Origin of the sequence: Shewanella sp. LZH-2 (genome assembly GCF_016859145.1) — a bacterium.
Classification (GTDB): Bacteria; Pseudomonadota; Gammaproteobacteria; order Enterobacterales; family Shewanellaceae; genus Shewanella; species Shewanella xiamenensis.
On the sequence record NZ_CP069350.1, the window covers coordinates 4,104,542 to 4,127,110 of the forward strand.

The 22,569-nt window shown below is 47.5% G+C and carries 21 protein-coding genes; 8 read left to right on the forward strand and 13 right to left on the reverse strand.

Going from position 1 to position 22,569, the window contains the following annotated elements; translation table 11 throughout:
* Window positions 1–32 precede the first annotated feature (32 nt).
* Window positions 33–443: a large-conductance mechanosensitive channel protein MscL gene (gene mscL / locus JM642_RS18045; RefSeq protein ID WP_037413967.1), complete on the forward strand. Its 411-nt coding sequence runs from the start codon at window positions 33–35 to the stop codon at window positions 441–443.
* Window positions 444–528: 85 nt separating this feature from the next.
* Here mscL and JM642_RS18050 read toward each other — a convergent pair whose 3' ends face one another.
* The 7 genes from JM642_RS18050 to JM642_RS18080 all read right to left on the reverse strand — a co-directional run bounded on the left by JM642_RS18050 (window position 529) and on the right by JM642_RS18080 (window position 8,344).
* Window positions 529–852 carry an antibiotic biosynthesis monooxygenase gene (locus JM642_RS18050; protein WP_037413966.1) on the reverse strand — a complete coding sequence of 108 codons (324 nt, stop codon included), beginning with the start codon at window positions 850–852 and terminating at the stop codon, window positions 529–531.
* Between the two features lie 128 nt (window positions 853–980).
* Window positions 981–4,199 carry an efflux RND transporter permease subunit gene (locus JM642_RS18055; protein WP_203432281.1) on the reverse strand — a complete coding sequence of 1,073 codons (3,219 nt, stop codon included), beginning with the start codon at window positions 4,197–4,199 and terminating at the stop codon, window positions 981–983.
* A gap of 47 nt (window positions 4,200–4,246) precedes the next feature.
* Window positions 4,247–5,551, reverse strand: a complete 1,305-nt coding sequence (locus tag JM642_RS18060) for an efflux RND transporter periplasmic adaptor subunit (RefSeq protein ID WP_203432282.1) — start codon at window positions 5,549–5,551, stop codon at window positions 4,247–4,249.
* A complete protein-coding gene (locus tag JM642_RS18065; protein ID WP_203432283.1) occupies window positions 5,551–6,903 on the reverse strand; it encodes a TolC family protein in 1,353 nt (450 codons plus the stop codon). Before JM642_RS18065 ends, JM642_RS18060 begins: the two co-directional genes overlap by 1 nt.
* Window positions 6,904–7,125: 222 nt before the next feature.
* Window positions 7,126–7,575 (reverse strand): hypothetical protein, encoded by a 450-nt coding sequence (locus tag JM642_RS18070; RefSeq protein ID WP_203433859.1) that lies wholly within the window; start codon window positions 7,573–7,575, stop codon window positions 7,126–7,128.
* A 163-nt stretch (window positions 7,576–7,738) separates the two neighbouring features.
* Window positions 7,739–7,942 carry a DUF3012 domain-containing protein gene (locus tag JM642_RS18075; protein WP_037428695.1) on the reverse strand — a complete coding sequence of 68 codons (204 nt, stop codon included), beginning with the start codon at window positions 7,940–7,942 and terminating at the stop codon, window positions 7,739–7,741.
* Window positions 7,943–7,978: 36 nt separating this feature from the next.
* Window positions 7,979–8,344 (reverse strand): STAS/SEC14 domain-containing protein, encoded by a 366-nt coding sequence (locus tag JM642_RS18080; protein WP_023268861.1) that lies wholly within the window; start codon window positions 8,342–8,344, stop codon window positions 7,979–7,981.
* A 149-nt stretch (window positions 8,345–8,493) separates the two neighbouring features.
* On the opposite strand from JM642_RS18080, the gene arfB reads away from it, so the two are divergent.
* The 4 genes from arfB to JM642_RS18100 all read left to right on the forward strand — a co-directional run bounded on the left by arfB (window position 8,494) and on the right by JM642_RS18100 (window position 10,638).
* Window positions 8,494–8,907, forward strand: a complete 414-nt coding sequence (gene arfB, locus JM642_RS18085; RefSeq protein WP_037428698.1) for an alternative ribosome rescue aminoacyl-tRNA hydrolase ArfB — start codon at window positions 8,494–8,496, stop codon at window positions 8,905–8,907.
* 101 nt (window positions 8,908–9,008) lie between these two features.
* The gene (gene aroQ / locus JM642_RS18090; RefSeq protein ID WP_037428701.1) at window positions 9,009–9,443 is read left to right on the forward strand and encodes a type II 3-dehydroquinate dehydratase; all 435 of its coding nucleotides are present in this window, start codon (window positions 9,009–9,011) and stop codon (window positions 9,441–9,443) included.
* A 34-nt stretch (window positions 9,444–9,477) separates the two neighbouring features.
* Window positions 9,478–9,933: a biotin/lipoyl-containing protein gene (locus JM642_RS18095; RefSeq protein WP_172590906.1), complete on the forward strand. Its 456-nt coding sequence runs from the start codon at window positions 9,478–9,480 to the stop codon at window positions 9,931–9,933.
* Window positions 9,934–9,960: 27 nt separating this feature from the next.
* The gene (locus tag JM642_RS18100; protein ID WP_203432284.1) at window positions 9,961–10,638 is read left to right on the forward strand and encodes an SDR family NAD(P)-dependent oxidoreductase; all 678 of its coding nucleotides are present in this window, start codon (window positions 9,961–9,963) and stop codon (window positions 10,636–10,638) included.
* A 59-nt stretch (window positions 10,639–10,697) separates the two neighbouring features.
* Here JM642_RS18100 and JM642_RS18105 read toward each other — a convergent pair whose 3' ends face one another.
* Entirely contained in the window at window positions 10,698–11,915 is a 1,218-nt protein-coding gene (locus JM642_RS18105; RefSeq protein WP_203432285.1) for an MFS transporter, read from the reverse strand.
* Between the two features lie 91 nt (window positions 11,916–12,006).
* Window positions 12,007–12,771 carry a hypothetical protein gene (locus JM642_RS18110; protein WP_203432286.1) on the reverse strand — a complete coding sequence of 255 codons (765 nt, stop codon included), beginning with the start codon at window positions 12,769–12,771 and terminating at the stop codon, window positions 12,007–12,009.
* Between the two features lie 158 nt (window positions 12,772–12,929).
* Here JM642_RS18110 and ubiD point away from each other — a divergent pair, with 158 nt between their 5' ends.
* Together ubiD and fre are read left to right on the forward strand one after the other, a co-directional pair.
* The gene (gene ubiD / locus JM642_RS18115) at window positions 12,930–14,411 is read left to right on the forward strand and encodes a 4-hydroxy-3-polyprenylbenzoate decarboxylase (protein WP_037427322.1); all 1,482 of its coding nucleotides are present in this window, start codon (window positions 12,930–12,932) and stop codon (window positions 14,409–14,411) included.
* A gap of 101 nt (window positions 14,412–14,512) precedes the next feature.
* Window positions 14,513–15,211 carry an NAD(P)H-flavin reductase gene (gene fre, locus JM642_RS18120; protein WP_203432287.1) on the forward strand — a complete coding sequence of 233 codons (699 nt, stop codon included), beginning with the start codon at window positions 14,513–14,515 and terminating at the stop codon, window positions 15,209–15,211.
* A gap of 236 nt (window positions 15,212–15,447) precedes the next feature.
* Here fre and JM642_RS18125 read toward each other — a convergent pair whose 3' ends face one another.
* Complete coding sequence (locus JM642_RS18125; protein ID WP_203432288.1) at window positions 15,448–16,701, reverse strand: permease; 1,254 nt, start codon at window positions 16,699–16,701, stop codon at window positions 15,448–15,450.
* Window positions 16,702–16,926: 225 nt separating this feature from the next.
* Between JM642_RS18125 and JM642_RS18130 the strand changes: the two genes are divergently transcribed.
* Window positions 16,927–17,238 (forward strand): metalloregulator ArsR/SmtB family transcription factor, encoded by a 312-nt coding sequence (locus JM642_RS18130; RefSeq protein WP_037414026.1) that lies wholly within the window; start codon window positions 16,927–16,929, stop codon window positions 17,236–17,238.
* A 282-nt stretch (window positions 17,239–17,520) separates the two neighbouring features.
* On the opposite strand, the gene JM642_RS18135 is transcribed toward JM642_RS18130, so the two are convergent.
* The 3 genes from JM642_RS18135 to JM642_RS18145 form a co-directional block, all read right to left on the reverse strand.
* The gene (locus tag JM642_RS18135; RefSeq protein WP_037413939.1) at window positions 17,521–18,183 is read right to left on the reverse strand and encodes a DUF3313 domain-containing protein; all 663 of its coding nucleotides are present in this window, start codon (window positions 18,181–18,183) and stop codon (window positions 17,521–17,523) included.
* Between the two features lie 989 nt (window positions 18,184–19,172).
* Window positions 19,173–20,189, reverse strand: a complete 1,017-nt coding sequence (locus JM642_RS18140) for an IS110 family transposase (RefSeq protein WP_037431787.1) — start codon at window positions 20,187–20,189, stop codon at window positions 19,173–19,175.
* Window positions 20,190–20,397: 208 nt separating this feature from the next.
* Entirely contained in the window at window positions 20,398–22,500 is a 2,103-nt protein-coding gene (locus JM642_RS18145; RefSeq protein WP_203432289.1) for a hypothetical protein, read from the reverse strand.
* Between the last annotated feature and the right edge of the window lie 69 nt (window positions 22,501–22,569).

Genomic DNA, 22,569 nt, shown 5'->3' on the forward strand with positions numbered 1-22,569 from the left:
TAACATTTAATCATATTTTCGGAGGAAACCTAATGAGCTTACTTAAAGAGTTCAAGGCTTTTGCATCCCGTGGCAATGTAATCGATATGGCGGTGGGTATTATCATCGGTGCCGCTTTTGGCAAGATAGTCTCATCCTTTGTGGCCGATATCATTATGCCGCCGATTGGGATCATTTTAGGGGGGGTGAATTTTAGTGATCTGAGCGTTGTGCTCCTCGCTGCCCAAGGTGATGCGCCTGCGGTTGTCATCGCTTACGGTAAATTCATCCAAACCGTTATCGACTTTACCATTATCGCCTTCGCGATTTTTATGGGCTTAAAAGCCATTAACAGCTTAAAACGTAAACAAGAAGAAGCGCCTTCTGCTCCGCCCGCACCGACCAAAGATCAAGAACTACTGTCTGAGATCCGCGATCTGCTTAAAGCTCAACAGGAAAAATAAGCCTTAAAAGTCACTTAGGCAGAGTATTAAACATAAAAAACCCATCGATTTCGATGGGTTTTGTTTTTAACCTGTCAGGTCTCGATTACTCTGCGGCTTCGTGCACGGTTTCGCTATAATCTTGCACCACTTCGGCGACACGGATGCGATAAGCGTTAAACAAACAAGGCACTATGCCAGTCTGCTCGGCAATGCTGTGGGCCATTTGATTACGCCATTGGGTAATAGAGGCCATATCATCCCAAAACGATAAGCTCAGCACCTTACCATCGTCGGTTAAGCTCTGAAAACGTTCAATCGAAATTAATCCCTTGCGGCCTTCTAAATACTGGCGCATTTCAGCGGCCACATGCAGATACTCTTCCTTTCCTTCTTTCGTGGGAACGACTTCAAAAATGACTGCGATCATACTCTCTCCAGAGATACTTATCCTTAATACCAGCGCTAAGCCTAGCCTATATCAAACACTATAGCTCGCTGATTTTTAAACTTTAACATTGAGACTTACCACAAAATCATGCCAAGACTCAGCCCCAACTAGTCAGGCAATTTATCGTGTCGATATAACCAGCGGTATAAGGTCGGTAATACCAATAACGTCAGTGCCGTTGAGCTAAACAAACCGCCAATGATCACCACCGCTAGCGGCTTTTGGATTTCACTACCAACGCCCGATGACACTAAGATCGGAATTAACCCTAAGGCAGAGGTTAATGCCGTCATCAATACTGGTCGTAAGCGGCCCACAGTGCCTTCATAAACCGATTCATAGAGCGACTCGCCGCTCTGCCTGCGTTGGTTTATCGAATCCACTAATACCACTCCGTTGAGCACAGCCACCCCAAACAGCGTGATAAAGCCAATGGAGCTTGGCACCGACAGATAAGTACTACTAACAAACAACGCCACAATACCGCCGATGAGTGCTAGCGGCACGTTCGCCATAATCAGTAATACCTGCTTAACCGCACCGAAGGAGAAGTACAACAGCAAGGCAATCAAGGCGATTGAGACTGGCACTACCAACATCAGCTTTTGCTGTGCCCGCTGCTGATTTTCATACTGACCACCCACAATCACAGTATATCCAGCAGGCAAATCAGCCTTAGGCACCAACGCATAAATATCATTTACCACAGAGCCCATGTCGCGCCCTGCCACGTTCGCTTGCACCACCACTCGGCGCTGCACATCGTCACGGCGAATATTCGGCGGCGCCATTTCCACTGCAACGCTGGCCACTTCGCCTAAGCGCACAATTGCGCCATTGGTGCCACTCAAGAGCAAATCCTTAATCACATCTGGACTGCTGCGAAACTCGGCGGCAAGGCGTAAATTAATGTCGTATCTGGCGTTACCATCGATCACTTGGCCAGCACTGGCGCCACCAATACCTTGGCTGACGAGTGTCATCACCTGATCGACACTGATGCCATAACGGGCAAGCTGCGAACGGTCTGGCCGCACTACCAACTGCGCCTCCCCACTCACCTGTTCGAGGGACACATCCACAGCGCCGGGGATTTTCGCCACCAGATCGGTCAGCACTTGGCCTTTTTCAGATAAGACTTCTAAATCGGGGCCAAAGAGTTTAATCGCTAACTGAGCCTTAACCCCCGAAAGCAGCTCATCGACCCGAGTCGCAATCGGTTGTGAGAAGGTGAGTAGCAGCCCAGGGAAGACACTGAGCTTTTCCTCCATCAGCCGTTGCAACTCCAAACGCGAACTGGCCGATTGCCATTCTTCGATGGGTTTTAGGCCGATATAGACTTCAATATTGCTGACAGGCTCAGGATCGCCGCCTAATTCGGGCGCACCGATTCGGCTTAAGGCATATTCCACCTCGGGGAATTCCAGCAGCAAAGCCTCAAGCTTAGGTGCTACATCCAAAGAGGTGCCAAGGCTGGCGGTGGGTGCTAACGTGACCCTCAGGTTAATCGTGCCTTCCTCTAACTCGGGCACAAACTCGGTGCCGAGTCTGGGCAGCAATGCCATGCTCATGACAAACATCAGCGCCGCACTGAGTACCACCATTTTAGGACGCGCTAGCGTTGCACTGAGCAGTTTGCGATATGCGCTATCCAGCGGCCTTAAGATCACACTTTCTTTCAGCACAACTCCACGTTTAAACAGATATACCGCTAAAGCTGGCACCGCGATTAATGCCACCAGCAAGGCGGAAATCATCGCCAAAATAATGCTGACGGCCATAGGTTGGAACAGCTTGCCCTCAACTCCTTCCAGCGCAAATAGCGGCGCAAACACCACAATGATGATGGCGGTCGCGAAGAAGATAGGACTGCACACTTCTTTCGCCGCCAGCATAATGCGCACGGCCATATTCCCCTGATGTTCGTCATCATCAGCGTTAACACCCCCATCCTCATCACCATGGTACGGGTCAGTTTCACCATCGGCACGCGCCCTTGCCTCAGCTAAATGACGGCGATCCGGTTGGGTTAAATGTTTGAAAATATTCTCAACCATCACCACTGAGCCATCGACCAACATACCAATGGCTACCGCCAAACCACCAAGGGACATCAAGTTAGCCGACAGTCCGTAATAGGACATCGCCATCAGCGCCAAACCGATGGATACAGGGATAGACAGCAACACCAACAGGGTGGCGCGGATATTCACAAGGAACAGCGCTAAGATAACCACAATAAACACAAAAGCCATCAGCAGCGCATCGCGTACTGTGGTAACGGCTTTATCCACTAAGTCCGCTTGATCGTAAAACACCTCAAAGGACACGCCCTTCGGCAACGCCTGCTCAATCAGATTAATCCGCGCATCGATATCATCAATCGTCGCCTTAGTGTTAGCGCCCATGCGCTTAAGCACTACGCCCGCGACCACTTCACCCAAGGCTTGCGCCTGCCCAGCCTCATCGCGACGCGTCATAGTCACGGCACCTACGCGGATCTCACTGCCAAAATCGACCTTTGCAATGTCACCCACTCGCACAGGCGTGCCACGTACTTCAGTGAGTGGAATTTGAGCAATTGAGGCAAGCCCTGCCTCTCCGGCGGGCAACATACCATAGCCTCGAACCACTAGTTGCTCTTGGCCTTGGTCCATAAACCAGCCACCAGCGTTACGGTTATTGCTTTCGAGCGCCTCACTCACCTGCGCCATCGACAAGCCATAAGCACGCAACTTATTAGGGTCGACCTGCACTTGATATTGGCGAACTTCGCCGCCAAAAGATAACACATCGGTCACGCCGCCAACGGGCATCAAGATAAGTTTGACGAGGTAGTCGTTAAGACTACGCAGCTCGGCGGCATTGATGCCTGCACTTGGATCTGCCCGCAAAATATATTGATAAATCTGCCCCAATCCAGAGGTATTAGGGCCAATTTCTGGCACACCCACCCCGCTTGGGATCATCTCCCGCGCCGCCTGTAACTGCTCAAACACTTGCTGTCGGGCAAAGTAAATATCCGTGCCCTCAGCAAAGACGACCGTCACAATAGACAAGCCAGTGCGCGATAACGAACGCACTTCAGTCACCGCTGGCAAAGCATACATGGCCGATTCGACCGGATAACTGATGAGTTTTTCTACCTCTTCGGCGGCCAAACCCTCAGCCTCGGTATTGATGGTCACCTGTACGTTGGTGACATCGGGAAAGGCATCGAGATTCAACTTGGGCAACATGGCCACACTGGCAGCGACCGCCGCCAGCAGCGCCAACACCACTAATAGCCGATTTTTAATCGCGGCTTCGATTGCTTTTTGCAACATAAGAATTCCTTAAGCGAGAATCATAGGCACAGTGATAGGCATCGCGATTAGTGGGCATGAATATCAAAACCAGCTTTCGCCTGCTCCGATGCCAAGAAAAATGCCCCTGCAACAACCACCTTTAATTGTGCCTGCCGTGCTTTATCCAGCTCACTGCCACGCACTAAACTCAAGCCGCGCTGACGCTGCACCAGCTCCACCTCAATGGCTTCAAAACCATCCTCATCCTGAATAAAAATCTGCCAATCGCCATCACTGCTTCGGGTTAATGCTGCATCTGGTAATACAATTCCCGATGAAATACCTGATCCGCTACTCGCCGCTGCCATGTTTTGAGAGGTATCGGCAAAGTAAAGCTCGGCAAATTGCCCAGCGTGCAACACATGATCAGGATTAGGCATACTGACTAACACTTGCTCAGTACGTGTCACGCTATCCAGCTCGTGGGAGCGGCCGATAATCTTACCTGCTAAGGTTTTATCTCCCACCTGAATCAGCGCTGGGGCTCCCACCTTCACATTGACTGCCTGCGCAGGCGTTAGCTGAGCTTCCACCCAAAGGTGCGACTCATCGGTCAACTGCATTAATGGCGTGCCTGCGCTAAACACTTGCCCCAGCATGGCGATATCTTGCTGCACACGCCCGTCGATAGGCGCCAACAGTTGATAGCTACCGATAGCTTCAGGGCTCGACTCTAAGGTACGAATTTGCTCAGGGGTCATTTTTATCGCCTCTAAAATCGCCCGTTTCAGTTCGGCATCGACTTGAGCCTGCATCCGCCGACTGACGCTAACCGCACCTTCACTCATGCGCTTGACTCGACTCCATTCAGCAGCGGCATTAATGTAGTCCGCCTGTGCCTGCGCAACGGCTGCGCCACCCAAGGTAAGTAAAGGCTCACCCTTTTTCACCTCTTGGCCTGGTACCACATGACGCGCTTGTACGCGAACATCGAGCTGTGGCGCTAAGGTCGCGGTTCTATCACGATCAACCACTAAAGAAGCCGTTGCTCGAACATCGAGGTTTAAATTGGCAAGACTTAAGCTATCGCTGCTCAAGGGTAACAGGCGAATTCCCGCCAGCTCCAACTGTGCCGGCGTAAAGGTTAATGCTTGCTCACCATGGTCATCCGGTGCTTGCTCGGCAGCAGTACTCTTCGCTGCGTTGTTAACTTGTTTTTCGCCAGCATGATCATGGCCGTCACCAGCAAATGCTGACGTTGGCGTAATCACGGTTAACGAGGTAAGCATCAGTGCCAACGCTAAACGTGATGGCGTAAACACCGATATGAAACCTGCGGCAGACACATTGGCGAAAGAGTGAAAAACAGATTTAGGAAAAGTTGAATTCATTAGTGTGACCTCACGATTGACTTGGCTGGCACGGCGTTAGTGGGAGAAGTGGCTGTTAACGAATCGATAAAGGGCAGCAGTTGACCGCTGTCCCCCATCCAGGTTAACCAGCTCTGATAAATCGCCGTTTCGAGGTTTAAACCGACCAAATAACTGGCCGCAAGTTGTCGCCGACTCTGTAAATACTCACTGGTGCTCACATCGCCCGAGCGCCACTGTTCACTTAAGGATTTAGCGGCTTTACTCCCCGAGGCTGCGACTCGCTCACGCCAATCTTGGTAACGAGCCAGTAAACGGGGTAAGGCATTGTTAAATTGCGCCTGTTTAGCAGTAAGCACTCGCTCACGGGCTAAGTAGGACTGCTCTGCGATAGCGATGCCCTTATCTGCAACCGACTGTAACTCACTGTAGTTATTACGAACCTGCAAGGGGATAGCCACACCGACGCCAAACTTGTTGTCAGAGCCTTCCCGTTCGAGACCAAGGTTGATGGTGGGATCCGCCGCTGTATCAGCCTTAACCTTCATGGCATTGGCCTTGGCCAATAACACCTGCTGATGGGCACTGGTCAATGCGGGTAATTCCGCTTTCGGGGCAATCATCGACACAAATTGGCCAATGTCAGAGATGAACTCCCTAAACTTGAGCTTATCAACCCCAAGTAACTCAATCACTTTACCTTCGGCGACTAAGGCCGCTTGTTCGGCCAGCGCATAGTCGGCGGTATTGCTTGCCAGTTCGAGTTTAAGCAGTTGCAACTCAACATCAGACAAATCTCCCGCGGCAAAGCGCTGCTCGGCAATATTGAGCTGTGCCTGAGTAAATCTTAATTGCTGCTCTGCAAAAGTAAGCGCCTTGTGGCTTTGCGACTGCTCGGCCAGCGCTAATAGACGCTCGGCCAACATCTGACTGCGTTCTAACTGTATATCCGCTAACAGGATCTGCGCCTCAAGCTGGGCAAGGCGGGTTGCTACGCCACGCTTATCGCCCCAATCGATGGTTTGGCTCAGCCCTAGGCTGTAGGTATCTGTGTCGGCGTTTTGATAATTGAGTCCAAGTTCAGGGTTATAGACGGCGCGATCCGCCGCGGCAATCACCAGCTCAGCCTGTTGCTGCCGAGCAATTTGCGCCTGCACCTCTGGCAACTGATTAATTTGCTTGAGTAACTCTGGCAACCACTGATTCAGCGAGGTTTGAGTTTCTTGGGTTAACAGTTCGCCTTGCGCTACTGCATCTAACTCTTTGACGTCTAGGCTTGAGCTTGCTGCAACAGCGTAATTCACCTGTCCACCAACGAGCACTAGCGTACTCAACAGGCCAAACAAGGTCTGGGCGATAATGGTTTTCTTCATCGCAATTCCTAACAATATCTAAATAGGATTGGCCCTACGCCATCGACGTGCGGATACCAATCGAATGCTCCCCAGAGGCAAAATGTCGAATAAGCTCAAAGCGCTAGCGCGAACCAAACACGTTCTAGGTTAATAAAACCTTTGCTTTGGGGATAAATTAAGGGCTTATTGCGGCGCGCCCGAACAATAGATACGCAACCAGAAATAAGCAGATATTGAGAGTTAAGCGATGGGTGGGCGGTACTTAGGTAATTGATCGGGAGGGAAATAGGCTAAATCCGTTGGCACATAGGCCGCCTCAAAGGCTGTAAGCGTTTGGCTGTCGGAATAGGAGAGTAAAGCCACATGACCGCCATGGCATTGGCAATCAAGGCAAAGGTCAAAGTTTTGAATTTCAGTGGTTTGCACTAAATGTGAGTGGCTACTAGCACTGGTAGTCGATACGCCCGCATTGAATGCGGCTTCACCAAACTGCTCGGTGCTGAATCCGGGAGTCTGCTCATTGGGGCACACACAATCCACACATTGAGCTAAGGTGGTCACAGGAGCACTAAATTGTAGGTGGGGATGATTCTCGGCTTCTTCAACGCCATTGCCCGCATGTAACTGATGGGCACCCAAATTCGCGCCCGCAAATTGCAGCACGATAATGGCTATCAGTAGGGTCACCATTCGGCTAAAGAATGGCTTAGCGGTCGAAATCAAATATCACCTTTGGACGATTTAGTCATAATTCAGCAATAGCTTGTGCAAACTTAAGACAGGGATTTTAAGCATAAGTTCACAGCTTGCAAGGATTAATCTGTCAAGCTGTGACACTATTCGCTTGAAAAACTTACTTAAACACGCAGTGTTTGGCGTAATCGGCCGCTTCGTTCGCCGTCCAATCACCTTTAGGTTTTTCCTTCATTTGCTTACACCAAGCATCACTACCTACCTCTGGCGCACAGGCACTTAAGCCTGCGGTAAAGGCCAACACTAGGGCGATAGCGCCTAATTTAGCGGTCGGTTTGGCAGTCATAGTTTTCAACAAAGACATAGTTAATTCCCTATAAGTTATACCCACCATGGGTCATTAAAAAGTTGAACGTTTAGCGATCCACGCAATGGCTTTGGCTTTCTGCTCCAAGGGGAACCAAGCCACTTCGCCCTGCATAAAGGGGCCGAGTAAGCGCACAGCATTACCCACCCAATCTGGGCCGCCAACAAATACTAAAGCTTCAAAATTAGGAAGTTGGACTTCACCACTGCCCGTTAGCGACTCAAATTCCCAACCTTCGAGTAAGACGTCCGCCTCAATATACAGGCAAACCTGTCCCCAATCCTTGCGGTAACTCTTAATGGCCGGCTGTAAGCGGGTACGATAATCGGTTGAAGAGAGTCGACCACTGGCGAAAAGACTGATAACACCCTTAGCAATATCGGGGATTTGGCATAACATAAAGGCACTCCGAAACGAGAACACTATTTTGCGAACGGGCAACCACGCCTGCCCTGCAAGAATGCGCCCGATGATAACAAATCTATTGAAAAGCCATAAGCAGTTATTGCTCGCTTCTCAAAGCAATTGGACAAAACCCTAAGTCTGCCATGATAAAAATCTCAAACCGTGTGGAACTTCCGGAAAATGAAATCGAGTGGCAATTTATCCGCTCAAGCGGGGCTGGCGGGCAGAATGTCAATAAAGTCTCCACCGCCGCCCAATTGATTTTTGATATCAGAAACTCGTCATTACCCGAGTTTTATCAGCAGCACCTGCTGCAAAAAGCCGATCATCGGATTACCGCCAGCGGCAAAATCATTATCAAATGTCAGGCGAGCCGCAGCCAAGAGGCGAATCGGCAAACCGCATTGGAACAATTTATCGCCCTAGTTGCCAGCGTGGCCGAAGTGCCCAAAAAACGTATCCCCACCCGTGCGACCAAAAGCAGCCAAACCAAACGCTTAGACACCAAAAAACAACGTGGTGCCACTAAGGCTATGCGCCAGATTAAGTTGGATTAACCCAGCTTGCACAGTAACGACATTCATAATGCAAAATCCGCCCGAACAGGTTAAGTTAATGGCATTCAACCCGTTAAGGCATGTCGTAAAAGGAAAGCGTAATGAATCATAAAGTTCTGCTCATCAATGGCCCCAATTTAAACCTCCTTGGCCGCCGCGAACCCAGTGTTTACGGTCATCAAACCTTAGCCGATATCGTTGCCATTTTGAGTGAACAAGCTCAAGCAGCAGGTGTTGAACTTGAGCATATTCAATCGAATGCCGAATTTGAACTGATCAACGCTATCCATGCTACCGATGCGCAGATGATTATTATCAACCCCGCAGCCTTTACCCACACCAGTGTGGCCCTGCGTGACGCACTGCTCGGGGTGGATATTCCCTTCTTTGAAGTGCATTTATCCAATGTCCATGCCCGCGAGCCATTCCGCCACCACTCCTATTTGTCCGATAAGGCCATTGGGGTGATTTGTGGTTTCGGCGCCCAGGGCTATGAGTTTGCCCTCGCGGCGGCGATTAAGAGATTGAAGGCATAAACGCGATTAGCGTGAGTACAGGGAGCCACAAGCCATGGCGGTTGACCTTCGAAAGATCAAAAAACTGATTGAATTAGTGCAGGAATCTGGGATTGCAGAACTGGCGATTACCGAAGGGGAAGAGTCCATTCGCATCACCCGCTACGGCCCGCATCCCACAAGCGCACCTGAAGGCGCGCATAATCCTCCGCCTTCCACTGCATCAAGCCCAAAGCTGGCGAAAGCCCGTGACGCCCTGCCTGTGATTGAAGGCTTTGTGCAAGTATCGCCCATGGTGGGCAGCTTCCATACCTCGCAAGGCCAAACCGAGGTGCCCTTGGTGCGCATCGGTCAACGGGTGGCTCGCGGCGACACGCTTTGCATTATCGAAGCCATGCGAATGCAAAATCCCATCGAGGCCGAGCGTGACGGTATAGTCGGCGCTATTTGGGTGAAAGACGGAGATGAGGTCGCCTTCGACCAGCCGCTGTTCACTCTGATCGAAACCTAGACTTCGAAATAGAATTTAGAGGTAAAGATGATACTGATTACTGGCGCAAGCAGTGGCTTAGGCGCAGCATTAGCCGCCCTGTATGCCAAGGATAACCAAGCACTTACACTGACGGGACGCGATGCCAACCGTCTGCATACCGTGGCCAATGCCCTCAGCCCATTTTCGAATCAAAGCATTAGCGCCATCAGTGCCAATTTAGCAGACGAAGCGAGTGTCGAAGCGCTATTCGATGGCCTTACCGATGCCCCCGATACGGTTATCCACTGCGCTGGCAGTGGTTACTTTGGCGCACTGGAAACCCAAGGTGCGAGCGAAATCCAAGCGCTGCTGAATAACAATGTCACCTCAACGATTCTGCTGGTGCGTGAATTGGTGAAACGCTATAAGCAGCAAGCGGTTAAGGTGGTGATCGTTATGTCCACCGCCGCCCTCGCCGCCAAAGCGGGTGAATCGACCTACTGCGCCGCCAAATGGGCGGTGCGGGGCTTTATCGAATCGGTACGTTTGGAGCTCAAGCAAAGTCCAATGAAGTTGATTGCGGTTTATCCCGGCGGTATGGATACCGGCTTTTGGCCAAGCAGTGGTAAGAGTCTAGACACCTCAAGCTTTATGTCCGCCGATGAGACCGCAGGCATGCTAAAACAAGCGCTGCTTGCCACTGAGCATGGTTATATCGCCGATATCACCATACAAAGAGGTTAAAAAGTTAAGAAATTAACCGATAGGCGGCGCAGATATAGATCTGCGCCGTCATGGTCAGCTTAATCAATGCAATTTGCAGTACAAAGATTATCAGCGCGACGGCTCTCCCTATGGGTTAACCACCACATGACTAAACCGCCGAGGGATAAAAGTGCTGCGGCATAGCCAGTCGCGGCAATACCTTGGCCAGATAAGATCACTAAACTGCCCACCCAAGGGCCAATGGCATTAGCAAGGTTAAAGGCACATTGTACTAAAGCGCCGGTCATGGCCTGCCCATCGGGAGCCACATCCATTAATCGCGCCTGTACTATGGTTGCCAAACCAATCCCCGAACCCACAAAGAATACTATCGGCATTAATGCCCAGTAAGATCCCGTCAAACTCGGATACAGCGCCAACACTAAGGTACTTAACACCAACGACCAAAATGCCGCCGCCAGCGCCGACTTATCCGCCGCCCAGCCACAGACTAAGGTACCTAAGGTGGCGCCAATCCCAAAGACCGCCATCATCACCGGGATTTTAAAAGGCTCGACTTGGGTGACTTGGATCAGTGTTTCGGCCAGATAGGTATACACACAGAAAATCCCACCAAAACCGATAGCCGCAATGCCGAGCGTGAGCCAAACTTCGCGGTTCTTCAGGGTTTGCAGCTCTTTTTTCGGGCTGGCATTTTGCGGTACGGCGACATTCGGCGCGAGAAAATACAACATAACAGCAGTCACGGCGGCAATAATCGCCACTATGCCGATACCAGAGCGCCAACCGACGGTTTGCCCCATCCAGGTCGCGAAGGGCACGCCAACAATAGTGGCTAAGGTTAAGCCGATAATCACCCGAGAAACCGCTCGAGCCTTCATCTCGGGAGGCACTAAGGACGCCGCCAGTAACATAGCGACACCAAAATATGCACCATGGGGCAAGCCACTTAAAAAGCGGAAAAAGACTAACCAATTCAAGCTGGGTGCTAGGGCGCTTAAGCCATTGGCAACCGCCATCATGGCGGCCAAGGCGATTAACAGCGTGCGCCGCTTAATCCTCACCCCCAGCACCATAATGATGGGCGAGCCCACCACCACCCCAAGGGCATAGGCACTGATGGCATAACTCACATGAGCGACATCGACGCTTAAATCACTGGCGATATAAGGCACTAAGGTCATGGCGGCAAATTCTGTGGTGCCTAAGGCAAAGGTGCCTAATGCCAAGGCGAGTAACACCCAAAGCGCGCTGCTTTGAGCTGGGGGTTGAGCGTTGGGTTGAACTGCTTGCAAACGATTTCTCCGCGATTCTATAAAACGACAACTGGCTAAGAAAAAAACAGGAGCCCACTCGGGGCTCCCGTCGATAAGGTCTAAAACAATATTACTTCACTAACTGTTCTTGATAGGTTTGGCTATTCCAATCGAAGGCGTAAAGCGTACCTTGCCACTCATATAAGGTACGGCCATCCTGTTGCACTATTCTGGCATTGCTCGGCAGGCTCGACACACTGCGCGCCGCCCGTGCACGGGGCACATTGGCAATTTGCTCCGCCGAAGCTGTTGAGGCGCTCGCCGTCGATGTGCCTGTTTGTGATATCACAGTCGCGCTATTGGTTGGCATATTCGACACCATACGGCCTTCGCTCGGCGAATATTGCATGCTGGTGGTAACACGCACAGGCGCAGAAATGGCCACTGGCGTATCATCATAGCCCGTCGGGATCGACAAACCGATGCCCGAATAAGGCGAATGCCAGTAACGCTCGCGATTCCAACGCCAGTCGTCATTCCATATCCCATCATTCCAGCCATAGCCAAGGTTCCAGCCCGTCGCTAAGCCAACTCCTAAACCCAATCCCCAAGGATAATAGGGACGGTAATATGGGCGATAGTAACGATGGCTATCACTATGTTTATGATGCTTTTTATAGTGATTATCTTGGCGCCCATAACTCTCGCTATAGCGATCATTTGTGCCTCGATCCCCCGCAATAGCCCAATCTGGCGCGGCAAGACCACCGATCAACAAGGCGCCGAGTAAAGACAAAGCCAAGCCTGTTTTATGCCAAGGCTCCGCGTGCTTACTTAAGCAAACCGATTGATGTTTAAGGCATTTATCTTTAGCAAGGAATGAATAGAATCTCATATAAACCTCGATATACCGGGCGTTGGTCAAATTAACACCGACCTAGGACAAGTATTTTACGCTTCCAAAGCTGGAAGATCACTGAATAGGTTAACCCTAAAACAGAAAAATGCTATAGTGCGCGCCACACGGATTTCCACTGCAGAGGCTATTTCCACATGAGTTTTAAGGATTTACGCAGCTTTATCGATCATCTGGAAGCCAATGGCGAACTCAAACGCATTAGCTACCCCGTTGATCCTCATTTAGAAATGACAGAGATCGCCGATCGCGTTCTGCGTGCCAAAGGCCCTGCACTTCTGTTCGAAAATCCAACCAATCATTCCATGCCAGTGCTGGCCAACCTCTTTGGTACTCCAAAACGTGTCGCCATGGCGCTGGGTAAAGACGACCCGTTAGCGCTGCGCGAAGTCGGTGAGCTATTAGCGTTTTTAAAAGAACCCGAGCCACCACGCGGTTTTAAAGACGCGATTTCAAAAATTCCTATGTTCAAGCAAGCCTTGAATATGCCACCCAAGACGGTGCGTAATCCCGCCTGTCAGCAAGTGGTAAAAACTGGCGATGAAGTCGATTTAACCCAGTTACCGATTCAGCATTGTTGGCCGGGCGATGTCGCGCCGCTGGTCACTTGGGGCTTAACCATTACTAAAGGCCCGCGTAAGAATCGCCAAAACCTTGGGATCTATCGCCAACAATTGCTAGGTAAGAATAAACTCATTATGCGCTGGCTATCCCACCGTGGTGGCGCGCTTGATTTTGCTGATTTTAAAGAGCAATTCCCCGGTGAGCGTTACCCTGTAGTTGTAGCCTTAGGCTCAGATCCAGTGACTATTTTAGGCGCGGTAACCCCAGTACCTGATGCGATGAGCGAATACGCCTTTGCAGGATTGCTGCGCGGTGAACGCACCGAAGTCTGCAAAGCCTTAAGCTGTGATTTAGAAGTACCCGCCAGCAGCGAGATTATCCTTGAAGGCTATATCGATCCCGACGAAATGGCCGAAGAAGGCCCCTACGGCGACCACACGGGTTACTACAACGAGACGGATAAATTCCCCGTCTTTACTGTGACCCATATTACTCACCGTAAAGATCCGATTTACCACAGCACCTACACTGGCCGTCCACCGGATGAACCCGCCATGTTAGGCGTGGCACTCAACGAAGTGTTTGTGCCGATTTTGCGTAAGCAATATCCTGAAATTATTGATTTTTATCTGCCTCCTGAAGGTTGTTCTTACCGGATGGCAGTGATCTCGATTCGCAAACAATACCCCGGCCATGCGAAACGGGTGATGATGGGCGCTTGGTCGTTCCTGCGCCAATTTATGTACACCAAGTTTATTGTGGTGGTCGATGACGATGTGAATTGCCGCGACTGGAACGACGTGATTTGGGCCATTACCACCCGCATGGACCCGAAACGCGATACCGTGATGATCGATAATACCCCTATCGATTACCTCGACTTTGCCTCTCCCGTAGCGGGTCTCGGCTCCAAAATGGGCCTCGATGCCACCAATAAGTGGGAAGGCGAAACCACCCGCGAATGGGGCACGCCGATTGTGATGGACCCTAAGGTTAAGCAAAAGATCGACTCAATCTGGGATGAGTTAGGCATAGACGACAGCCCAACCCTATAATTCAGCTTAAGCACGACGTACCCACTTAAGCCAAGAGAATTGGCCGCGAATGGCCTTAATGTGACACCTCTAACTAGATAAAAAGGTGCAAAGGAAGTTTGATGAAAACCATACGTTGTAAGATAGAGAAAGTAACCCCCTTTAACGACTCCGTATATCAGGTGTGGTTAAAGCCTGATACCCCCTTGGAGTTTCAAGCGGGACAATACCTGTGTGTTGTGATGGGTGAAAAAGATAAACGTCCCTTCTCTATCGCGTCCGCCCCTAATGCCGAAGTGATTGAGCTTCATATTGGTGCGGCCGTCAGCGAAAGTTATCCAATGCAAGTAGTTGAAAGATTGCGTAATAACACGCATATCGACATCGAAGCGCCAGGTGGCGACGCTCACCTACGCCACGACAGCCTGCGCCCACGTTTATTGATCGCCGGTGGCACAGGCTTCTCTTACATCAAGAGTATTGTCGAGCAACAAATCGCCCTCGGCCAACAGGTCGAAACAACCTTGTATTGGGGTTGCCGCACCCAAGATGCGATGTACTACGAAAGCATCGCCCGCGCATGGCACGACGCTCACCCTTGGTTGCATTTTGTGCCCGTTATTGAAGAGGCCCCAGCAAACTGGCAAGGCAAAACCGCCAATCTGCTCGCGCAAATCAAACAGGATTTTATTAGCCTCAATGGCTATGACATCTATATCGCAGGTCGTTTCGATATGGTCGGTGCCGCCCGCGAAATCTTCCGCGAAATGGGTGTTGAAGAAGCCCATCTCTACGGCGATGCCTTCGCGTTTATCAAATAACGCATTGATTAGCTTGGCAGGATAACCTTTGCCAACCTAAGCTCAAACAATAAACCCCAGTGAAAACTGGGGTTTTGCTTTTAGGTTTGATCGCTTTTTTAACCGACTCACGAACGAGAGTCCTTGTCGAACAACGCCCATATCTAACGACTTGGTTACTCCCCAAGCCTCTCCATTCGCACCACTTAAAGACACATCAAAAGCGTATTAGGTTTACTGTGGATAGAAGGCTTAATTTAAAAGACTAAACCATAAAGAAATCCTGATGCGATAGCCATACCTAAAATAACGCCGAGAAAGGCAGCAATCATTTGATTTTTAAAGATTGCTTTTAACAAAATCACTTCAGTGATACTCGCGCCAGCACTGCCGATGATAAATGCCATCACGGAGCCCATTGCCATACCTTTTTGGACTAATGCCGCTGTAAGAGGGATGACAGCTTCGGCACGAATATAAAGGGGAATGCCAATAACCGCAGCAACAGGAATGGCATACCAAGTGGCCTCGCCGGCATAGTTCACGATAAATTCAGTGGGAATAAAGCCATAGATAAATGAGCCGAGTAACACCCCGACAAAAAGATAGGGTAATACATGCTTAAAGTCCTTCCATGTGGTGCGCCAAACTCGCAATGAACGACTCACAATATCGAGTTTAGGCGGTACAGTCGGGATATCAGCACCAGGAGTAACCGACGCCGATGTTGTCCCACAGCAGGAAGATGCTAACGGCGTTGGTTTGGTTTCGCAGCAGGAAGATGCTAACGGTGCAGGTTTGGTTTCGCAGCAGGAAGATGCAAACGGCGCTGGTTTGGTTTCGCAGCAGGAAGATGCTAACGGCGCTGGTTTGGTTTCGCAGCAGGAAGATAGTGCTGAAGTAGGCTTAACATCAGCATAAAGGAACATCTTAGGTGAAGGCTTTACATCACTACACAGGGATACAATCGGCGCTAATTTAGTGCTTTCACCGCATGAAGATAAGGCTGGTGCTGCTTTTGTGTCGCAGCAACTTGAGTGATCTACATTTTCTTGACCATAAGCCTCTTTACGCACATATCGTTCGAATCCTAGTTTTTCAAGGATATAGCCCGCAATGACCGATACTCCCATTGCCATGACAAAGTAAAATACCGCGACTTTCACACCGAAAGTGACCACGAATAATCCCACAATGATAGGGTTTAGTAATGGGCTAGCAAATAGAAACACCATCATAGGACCAAAGCCAGCACGAGCCCTGAGTAAACCTTTTAAGAATGGGATCGTTGAGCAAGAGCAAAATGGCGTAATAGACCCAAGTAAAGCAGCAATCAAATATCCTTTGCCATTACGCGAACTCAAAATGGATTGCACTTTTTGAGGGGTAACAAACTCTTGAAGCATACCAACGAGATAGCTAATCACAAGGAATAACAAGGTTAACTCAAGCGCAAGAAACGCAAACATATTTACCGTTTCTTTTAGCATAGTGATGAGCTGTGGATTCATTTCTATCCTCAAAATATTTCGAATTTTCTAGAATAATAGTTATGATAACGACAATTTTCAACACTAAATTTCCATAAATGTAGAAATATAGTGTGAACACAGTATCAACCGCAGATAAAGTTCATACTCATTGGGGATGGCAGTGCTTTTTGAAGCCGCTTAAAGATAGATAATTCTGGTATTATCGAATAAATTGATGGCATAAACGAAAACAATAGTATCAATATGAATATTGAAAATGCAGCTAAAGTATTGAAAGAACTCGGACATCCTACTCGTCTTGCCCTGTTCAGGATATTGGTAAAAGGTGGCTACGAAGGCGTTGCCGTGGGGCAACTACAAGAAGAGTTGCAGATCCCGGGTTCTACACTCTCGCATCATATTAGCGCCTTAGTATCAGCGGGGATTATCTCGCAGCGACGTGAAGGAAGAGTATTGTACTGCGTACCCGATTATCAATTATTACAAGGACTCGTACATTTTTTACAGGATCAATGTTGCAGTGCCCAGCGCCCTAAAATAGAGGAAGAGGCATAAACACACCTTCATACTACTACTTGCTAATCTCCGAAGTGTCTTGCACAAGCATTAAACAAGGACGTTTTATGCTCCGCAATACTCTGGCTCGCCTTACCCAGCAACCTAACGCTCAATATCTGTGACCATCACGAAAGGCAGGTTATCCACTGCATGCTTTTTTGTTGTCACGGCTCGAGTATTATCCTATCGATAAAATATAAACCCCAGTTTTTACTGGGGTTTATATTAATTGATCAACAACGACAAGTATCACTGATGGCTAGGAATAGACTTGTACGCTTATTTTCCTAAATTATCAGCTAACTGTTTAGCGCGACTCGCAGCCCACTGGTCGATCATCTTTTCCAGCTCGCTTGCACTAATTGGGGTATCTTTTTGGGTAGTGTCTTCACTCTCGCGAGCATCTAAAACTCGTACTAATAACTTACCGCTTTGTGAGTCGAGCAATTGCGACATGCTGCCAACCTTGAGCAAGTAAGGCTCCATACCTATTGCCTCTTTTGTCACATCAATGGCAATCTTCGCCGGTAATAAATCGCGTAATTTAAGCTCTGGTCGAGTTAAATCGAAATTTGTCACCGCCGCTTGAACTCTAATCACGCCAGGGCCAGACTCAGTCGCAATCTTGACTCCATTTTTCGTCAATTCATTTTTAAACTTCGTATGATAATAACGGCCAATCTCATTCTGCTCATTAGCCGTTAATAGATACCACTGGCCATTCTCTTGACGAATAAACTGTAATGGATCGAGCAACACTTGATTGTACTGGCGCAGATCTACACCCTGCTCCTTATAAATACGCTGATTGGGATTAGTTTCACTCGTTTTGAACGCATCAAAGGGCACAACTTGAAACCCACTCATCGCCCTTTCCTTTACCGAGCATCCACCCATCCCCAGTAAGACCGTCGCCATGGCAATCATTACCACTTTTTTCATATTTGCTCCTGCACTGATTAATAATTTGTTTTTAGGATGAACACCGCGATAAGCGGGCCTTCTCCTAAGTAGTATTCCAACCAACAGCCTTCCACAGTGGACACGACAAGGCAGCCCGTAACGACTCAAACAGTGACAACAGAACTCACTTTATCAAACGGGTTCAGCGCTTTATCTTACTGATAGAATAGTAATAACCTAGATTTTAGCGATTAGAAAGTCGTGGAAGCATTTATCTGTAAACTAGGTATGTGCCATAGCGCTAACACAACATCTTTCATATGAAATAATACCCAACACAACATTTCACTAAAGAAGATTGCAGACATATCATTTGGGGATGGTAGGCTTGGTTTAAATTAAGCAGGACCTGTACCTGCGGCATCCCGAGGGGAAGGTGAACTTCAGTGATCTCGGCATTGGCCCTAAATCTCAAAAGAGTTGTGTAAGTCCGATCTTTCTATAAACACCAGTTTTTACTGGGGTTTATTATTTCTATAGTTCTAGCGAATGCTAGGAATATCGACTTTAAAGCTTTCCAAACTTCGTTTGGATCAACGTCGTGGGGCTTCACCCCACACCCGACCAAGGAGGACTGCTCGTCCTATCCTCCTTGGATTCTCCAAGACGCCCCTAACGGAGTTGAAAGCCCCTTGGGCATTTAGCGTTCTTATGCTACCGCGTCAGACGCTCGTCCCTGATTCGACTGACGCTATCTCGGCATATATGGACCCATCCGGTTTGCAAGACATTCGATAACGATTTTGAGAAGAGTTCATTGCACCCATATATCCGGCCTGTTATTGAGGGATCCCTCTGGCCCTGATGGATATCTGCTTCTACAGTCCTTATCATCCCTGCGGCTTCGTAATGAGCCTATGCCCGACTAAGGTTTTTAGTAGATCAGTCTGACTGTCTCATCATCAAATCAAGTGTCTTAGCAACTTGCTGGTTGGTTAATTATTCACGTTTATTGAATCTATTCAGTACTATACTGGAAGCCGATACTCTTCCTCACGCGCCGCGATAACCCATGCCATTCTCGCGAGTTTATTGGCGACGGCCACACAGGCTCGATTAAAACCTCGGCGCTCTGCTAACTGTATTGCCCAGCAGCTAAATTTATCCTGTTTATGACAACTGTGCTGCAACACCGCTCTGGCGCCGTGAATAAACAGGGTACGTAAATACGCATTTCCCCGCTTGCTTATCCCAAGGAGGTTATCTTTACCTCCGCTGCTGTGTTGCTTGGGAACCAAGCCACACCAAGCTGAAAAGTGTCTACCATTACTGAAGTCTTTACCCTCTCCAGCAGCCGCATAAAAGGCCGTAGCGGTGACGGGACCAATACCTGGGATAGTCTCTAAACGCTGGCAAATCACATTGTTTTTCGTTTCAGTGAGTACTTGGGTATCACAATCCTTAAGCCGTCTTTCTATATCTGTAAACTCTTCATATAACTGATAAAAAATTGTTCGACCTTTGGTAGTCAGCGCATTGGTTTCGTTAGTCAAAATCTCAGGAAACTGTACTTTAAAAGCCGATTTACTTTTGGCTATCACGATGCCGTATTCAGCTAACATACCTCGCACTTGGTTGATTAAGGCTGTTGATTGCTTAGTTAATCGTTCGCGCATTCGGTGGAGCAGTTGCACATCTTGCTGCTCGACGCTTTTGGGTTTTACAAACCGCATGTTGGGTCGCTGCGCAGCCTCCGCGATGGCTAAAGCATCATTGTAGTCATTTTTGTTACCTTGCCGAAAAGGCACGACAAATTGAGGAGCAATTAACTTGACGCTGTGGCCCAACAGCTCAAATTCTCTGGTCCAGTAATTTGCGCCACTACAGGCTTCCATCACAATCAGACAAGGCTCAATTTGAGCGACAAAGGGCAGCAAGTCTTTGCGTCTAAGCATTTTCTTTTTAATTAACTTGCCTGCTTTATCGACGCCAACAGCATGAAAAACAGACTTTGCGATATCTAAACCGATTGTAGTAATCTTCATAGGTGGACCCGTCCTCTTTCTGATGAGTTTTAGCGACTACATCGTGGCCCATTGCGAGGCCGATTTAAAGTGGATGGGTCCATTCCATTATCCATGCCTCGCTCACGCAACGAACGCAAATGCCCTGCGGCAACTCCGAGGGGAGGGAACTTCTGTAGGGGTAGTGTCGGCGGTTAATCCCAAAAGAGTTATGCATGTCCTATCTTTTTTATATTCCAAGTTTCTCTTTGTAAATTTTCAAACGTTGTTCTGCGCGGTCAACAAAGTCTTTATAGAACAATATTTCGGAATATAATTCACCATATTGTATTCCACTCGAAAAATCATTAATTCTATCCGTATTGAAATAACCATTACCACTAGCGAATTTCGTATATGCTGGTGGCATTCGGCTTTCATCTATTTTATCACCAATTAAGTAACCATAAAATTTTCTAATCCTACCTTTTGACTTGGCCGCCAACAATCTAGCATATTGAACAAGATCATTAGTATGTTCCTGAAGTTCAACACCTGGAGCCTTAAACTCAATAATAATAGCAGAACCCTCTTGATTAAATATCGCAATATCAGGTCTTTTCAATCTGTTTTCAGAATTGTTTTTATTGAAAAGCACCTCCAACTCACTGTCAATATTTACATCGAACAATTTATCACTTTCATTCCAAGGTATAGATGCCAACGCTTTATCTGACGCAATATGTTCAAAGTAATGATACTCTTCATTTAGAATCCATATATCATGATCTATTATATCCTTACTATCCTTACCTGTTGGAAAAAATATGTTATGGATTAATTTTTCATTTTCATTCCTCCCACTTTTACTATCTTGGACTGATAACTCACCTTTAATAGCGCAAGTAAGAACCTCTAGCATAGCTGAACGCCTGACAACTAGTTGAGATAAATTAGCCATATCCATTTTTTTGATTGTTGATGTATACTTCCAAGACATAGCATTAACACTGTCACGAAAGTCAGAGTTTCTTGGATCTAACTCTATTAGCTTCTGCTTCATGTCGAAAATACTTTCTGTATCATTAACAATCTCTTCTTGATACTTTTTTAATACACGCTTAGCTATCATATCTGCAGTATCGCCATACTTGACTTTCACTCTAGTATCTAAAAGCATACTTGGTGATATACCAAATTTCACGCCAGTTTCTTTAATTAAGAGTTCCCGATCAAAATCAGTTGGGGTTAATATACTCAAAACATAGTCCTCAAGCGAATCGATGATATCCTCTATTGATGGTTCAATAGATATCATATCGCTATGTCTACAACTTGTTCGTATATCAAAATTGTCGCGTCGAACATTTACTTTGCGTTCTAAATAATCACTTTCAACTAAGATTAGATAAAACTTATTATTTATCGCTCTAGTTCTATCCTTTTTTACTTTTAAATATGTATTTGTAAGATATTTTACTATTGATGAGTTGGCGCACAGCGCTACATCATGAACAAAGCTTGGATATTCATTTTCAGAAAACTCATAAGTACTAACATTAAGATAGTATTCAGGTAGTTTAGCATCAATACCATGTAGGCAATAAATAGGTATTTTTTCTACAGGAAGTCTATTTGGTAGATCAAATGAATTGATAACTGCTATTTTCTTATCAGAACCATTTATAGAAAAAACAATTTCAATTAAAAAATCACCAATTATATCCTTAAGAGCTATGAATCTCTGAAGAAATGTAATTAATATATGACGTTTAATATTTTCGGCAGAAAACTCACTAGATAAACTCTTAGATGCAAAATGTTTTCTCATTGCATCGTTTGATAAACCAATTAAAGAAATACTGGTCTCTAAAGTGCTACTGTCAGCTTCTGTTGTAATAAAAGATGTTTCAGATATCTCGTTAGTGTTACTTTCAACATCTAACGTACGCAATAGTAAAGAATGTCCTTTTTCAAAGATGCTTCTGATTTTTATACGGTCAAAAAAATGAAAATACTGAACTCTTCCCGAACCAAAGCACTTACCGATCCCATTAATTCTTAGATCATCTTTAAAAGTAGAGTCTTTCGTTACAAATGCTTTTACTTGTTGATCGGCCATGCCAGCACCATTATCAGTACAAGTTATTTTCAATCCAAAACTTTCCTCTAAGAATAAATCATTTCCATACAGTTCAATTTCAAAATTCACATTGAGAGCGGAAATATCATTTGAAGAATGCTTTCTAATCAAATATGAATCTATAGCATTCGACAATAACTCTTCGAAAACAACAAATTGATTATCACTAATACCAGTTGTCTTCTTACTTCCTCGTATATCTAAAGTCATGAAACTCACCTTGAGTAGACATCAGCTCGAATCGCAGAACATAAATATTAAAAACATCGAGCATTGAAT

Bases quoted from the DNA above. Each gene is read 5' to 3' on its own strand.
- JM642_RS18075 (WP_037428695.1), bottom strand. From the start codon at position 7,942: ATGTCTTTGTTGAAAACTATGACTGCCAAACCGACCGCTAAATTAGGC.
- JM642_RS18095 (WP_172590906.1), top strand. From the start codon at position 9,478: ATGGCGGTTGACCTTCGAAAGATCAAAAAACTGATTGAATTAGTGCAG.
- JM642_RS18080 (WP_023268861.1), bottom strand. From the start codon at position 8,344: ATGTTATGCCAAATCCCCGATATTGCTAAGGGTGTTATCAGTCTTTTC.
- fre (WP_203432287.1), top strand. From the start codon at position 14,513: ATGAAAACCATACGTTGTAAGATAGAGAAAGTAACCCCCTTTAACGAC.
- ubiD (WP_037427322.1), top strand. From the start codon at position 12,930: ATGAGTTTTAAGGATTTACGCAGCTTTATCGATCATCTGGAAGCCAAT.
- JM642_RS18110 (WP_203432286.1), bottom strand. From the start codon at position 12,771: ATGAGATTCTATTCATTCCTTGCTAAAGATAAATGCCTTAAACATCAA.
- JM642_RS18125 (WP_203432288.1), bottom strand. From the start codon at position 16,701: ATGAATCCACAGCTCATCACTATGCTAAAAGAAACGGTAAATATGTTT.
- JM642_RS18055 (WP_203432281.1), bottom strand. From the start codon at position 4,199: ATGTTGCAAAAAGCAATCGAAGCCGCGATTAAAAATCGGCTATTAGTG.
- arfB (WP_037428698.1), top strand. From the start codon at position 8,494: ATGATAAAAATCTCAAACCGTGTGGAACTTCCGGAAAATGAAATCGAG.
- JM642_RS18140 (WP_037431787.1), bottom strand. From the start codon at position 20,189: ATGAAGATTACTACAATCGGTTTAGATATCGCAAAGTCTGTTTTTCAT.
- JM642_RS18130 (WP_037414026.1), top strand. From the start codon at position 16,927: ATGAATATTGAAAATGCAGCTAAAGTATTGAAAGAACTCGGACATCCT.
- JM642_RS18145 (WP_203432289.1), bottom strand. From the start codon at position 22,500: ATGACTTTAGATATACGAGGAAGTAAGAAGACAACTGGTATTAGTGAT.
- JM642_RS18060 (WP_203432282.1), bottom strand. From the start codon at position 5,551: ATGAATTCAACTTTTCCTAAATCTGTTTTTCACTCTTTCGCCAATGTG.
- mscL (WP_037413967.1), top strand. From the start codon at position 33: ATGAGCTTACTTAAAGAGTTCAAGGCTTTTGCATCCCGTGGCAATGTA.
- JM642_RS18070 (WP_203433859.1), bottom strand. From the start codon at position 7,575: ATGGTGACCCTACTGATAGCCATTATCGTGCTGCAATTTGCGGGCGCG.
- JM642_RS18135 (WP_037413939.1), bottom strand. From the start codon at position 18,183: ATGAAAAAAGTGGTAATGATTGCCATGGCGACGGTCTTACTGGGGATG.
- aroQ (WP_037428701.1), top strand. From the start codon at position 9,009: ATGAATCATAAAGTTCTGCTCATCAATGGCCCCAATTTAAACCTCCTT.
- JM642_RS18065 (WP_203432283.1), bottom strand. From the start codon at position 6,903: ATGAAGAAAACCATTATCGCCCAGACCTTGTTTGGCCTGTTGAGTACG.
- JM642_RS18100 (WP_203432284.1), top strand. From the start codon at position 9,961: ATGATACTGATTACTGGCGCAAGCAGTGGCTTAGGCGCAGCATTAGCC.
- JM642_RS18050 (WP_037413966.1), bottom strand. From the start codon at position 852: ATGATCGCAGTCATTTTTGAAGTCGTTCCCACGAAAGAAGGAAAGGAA.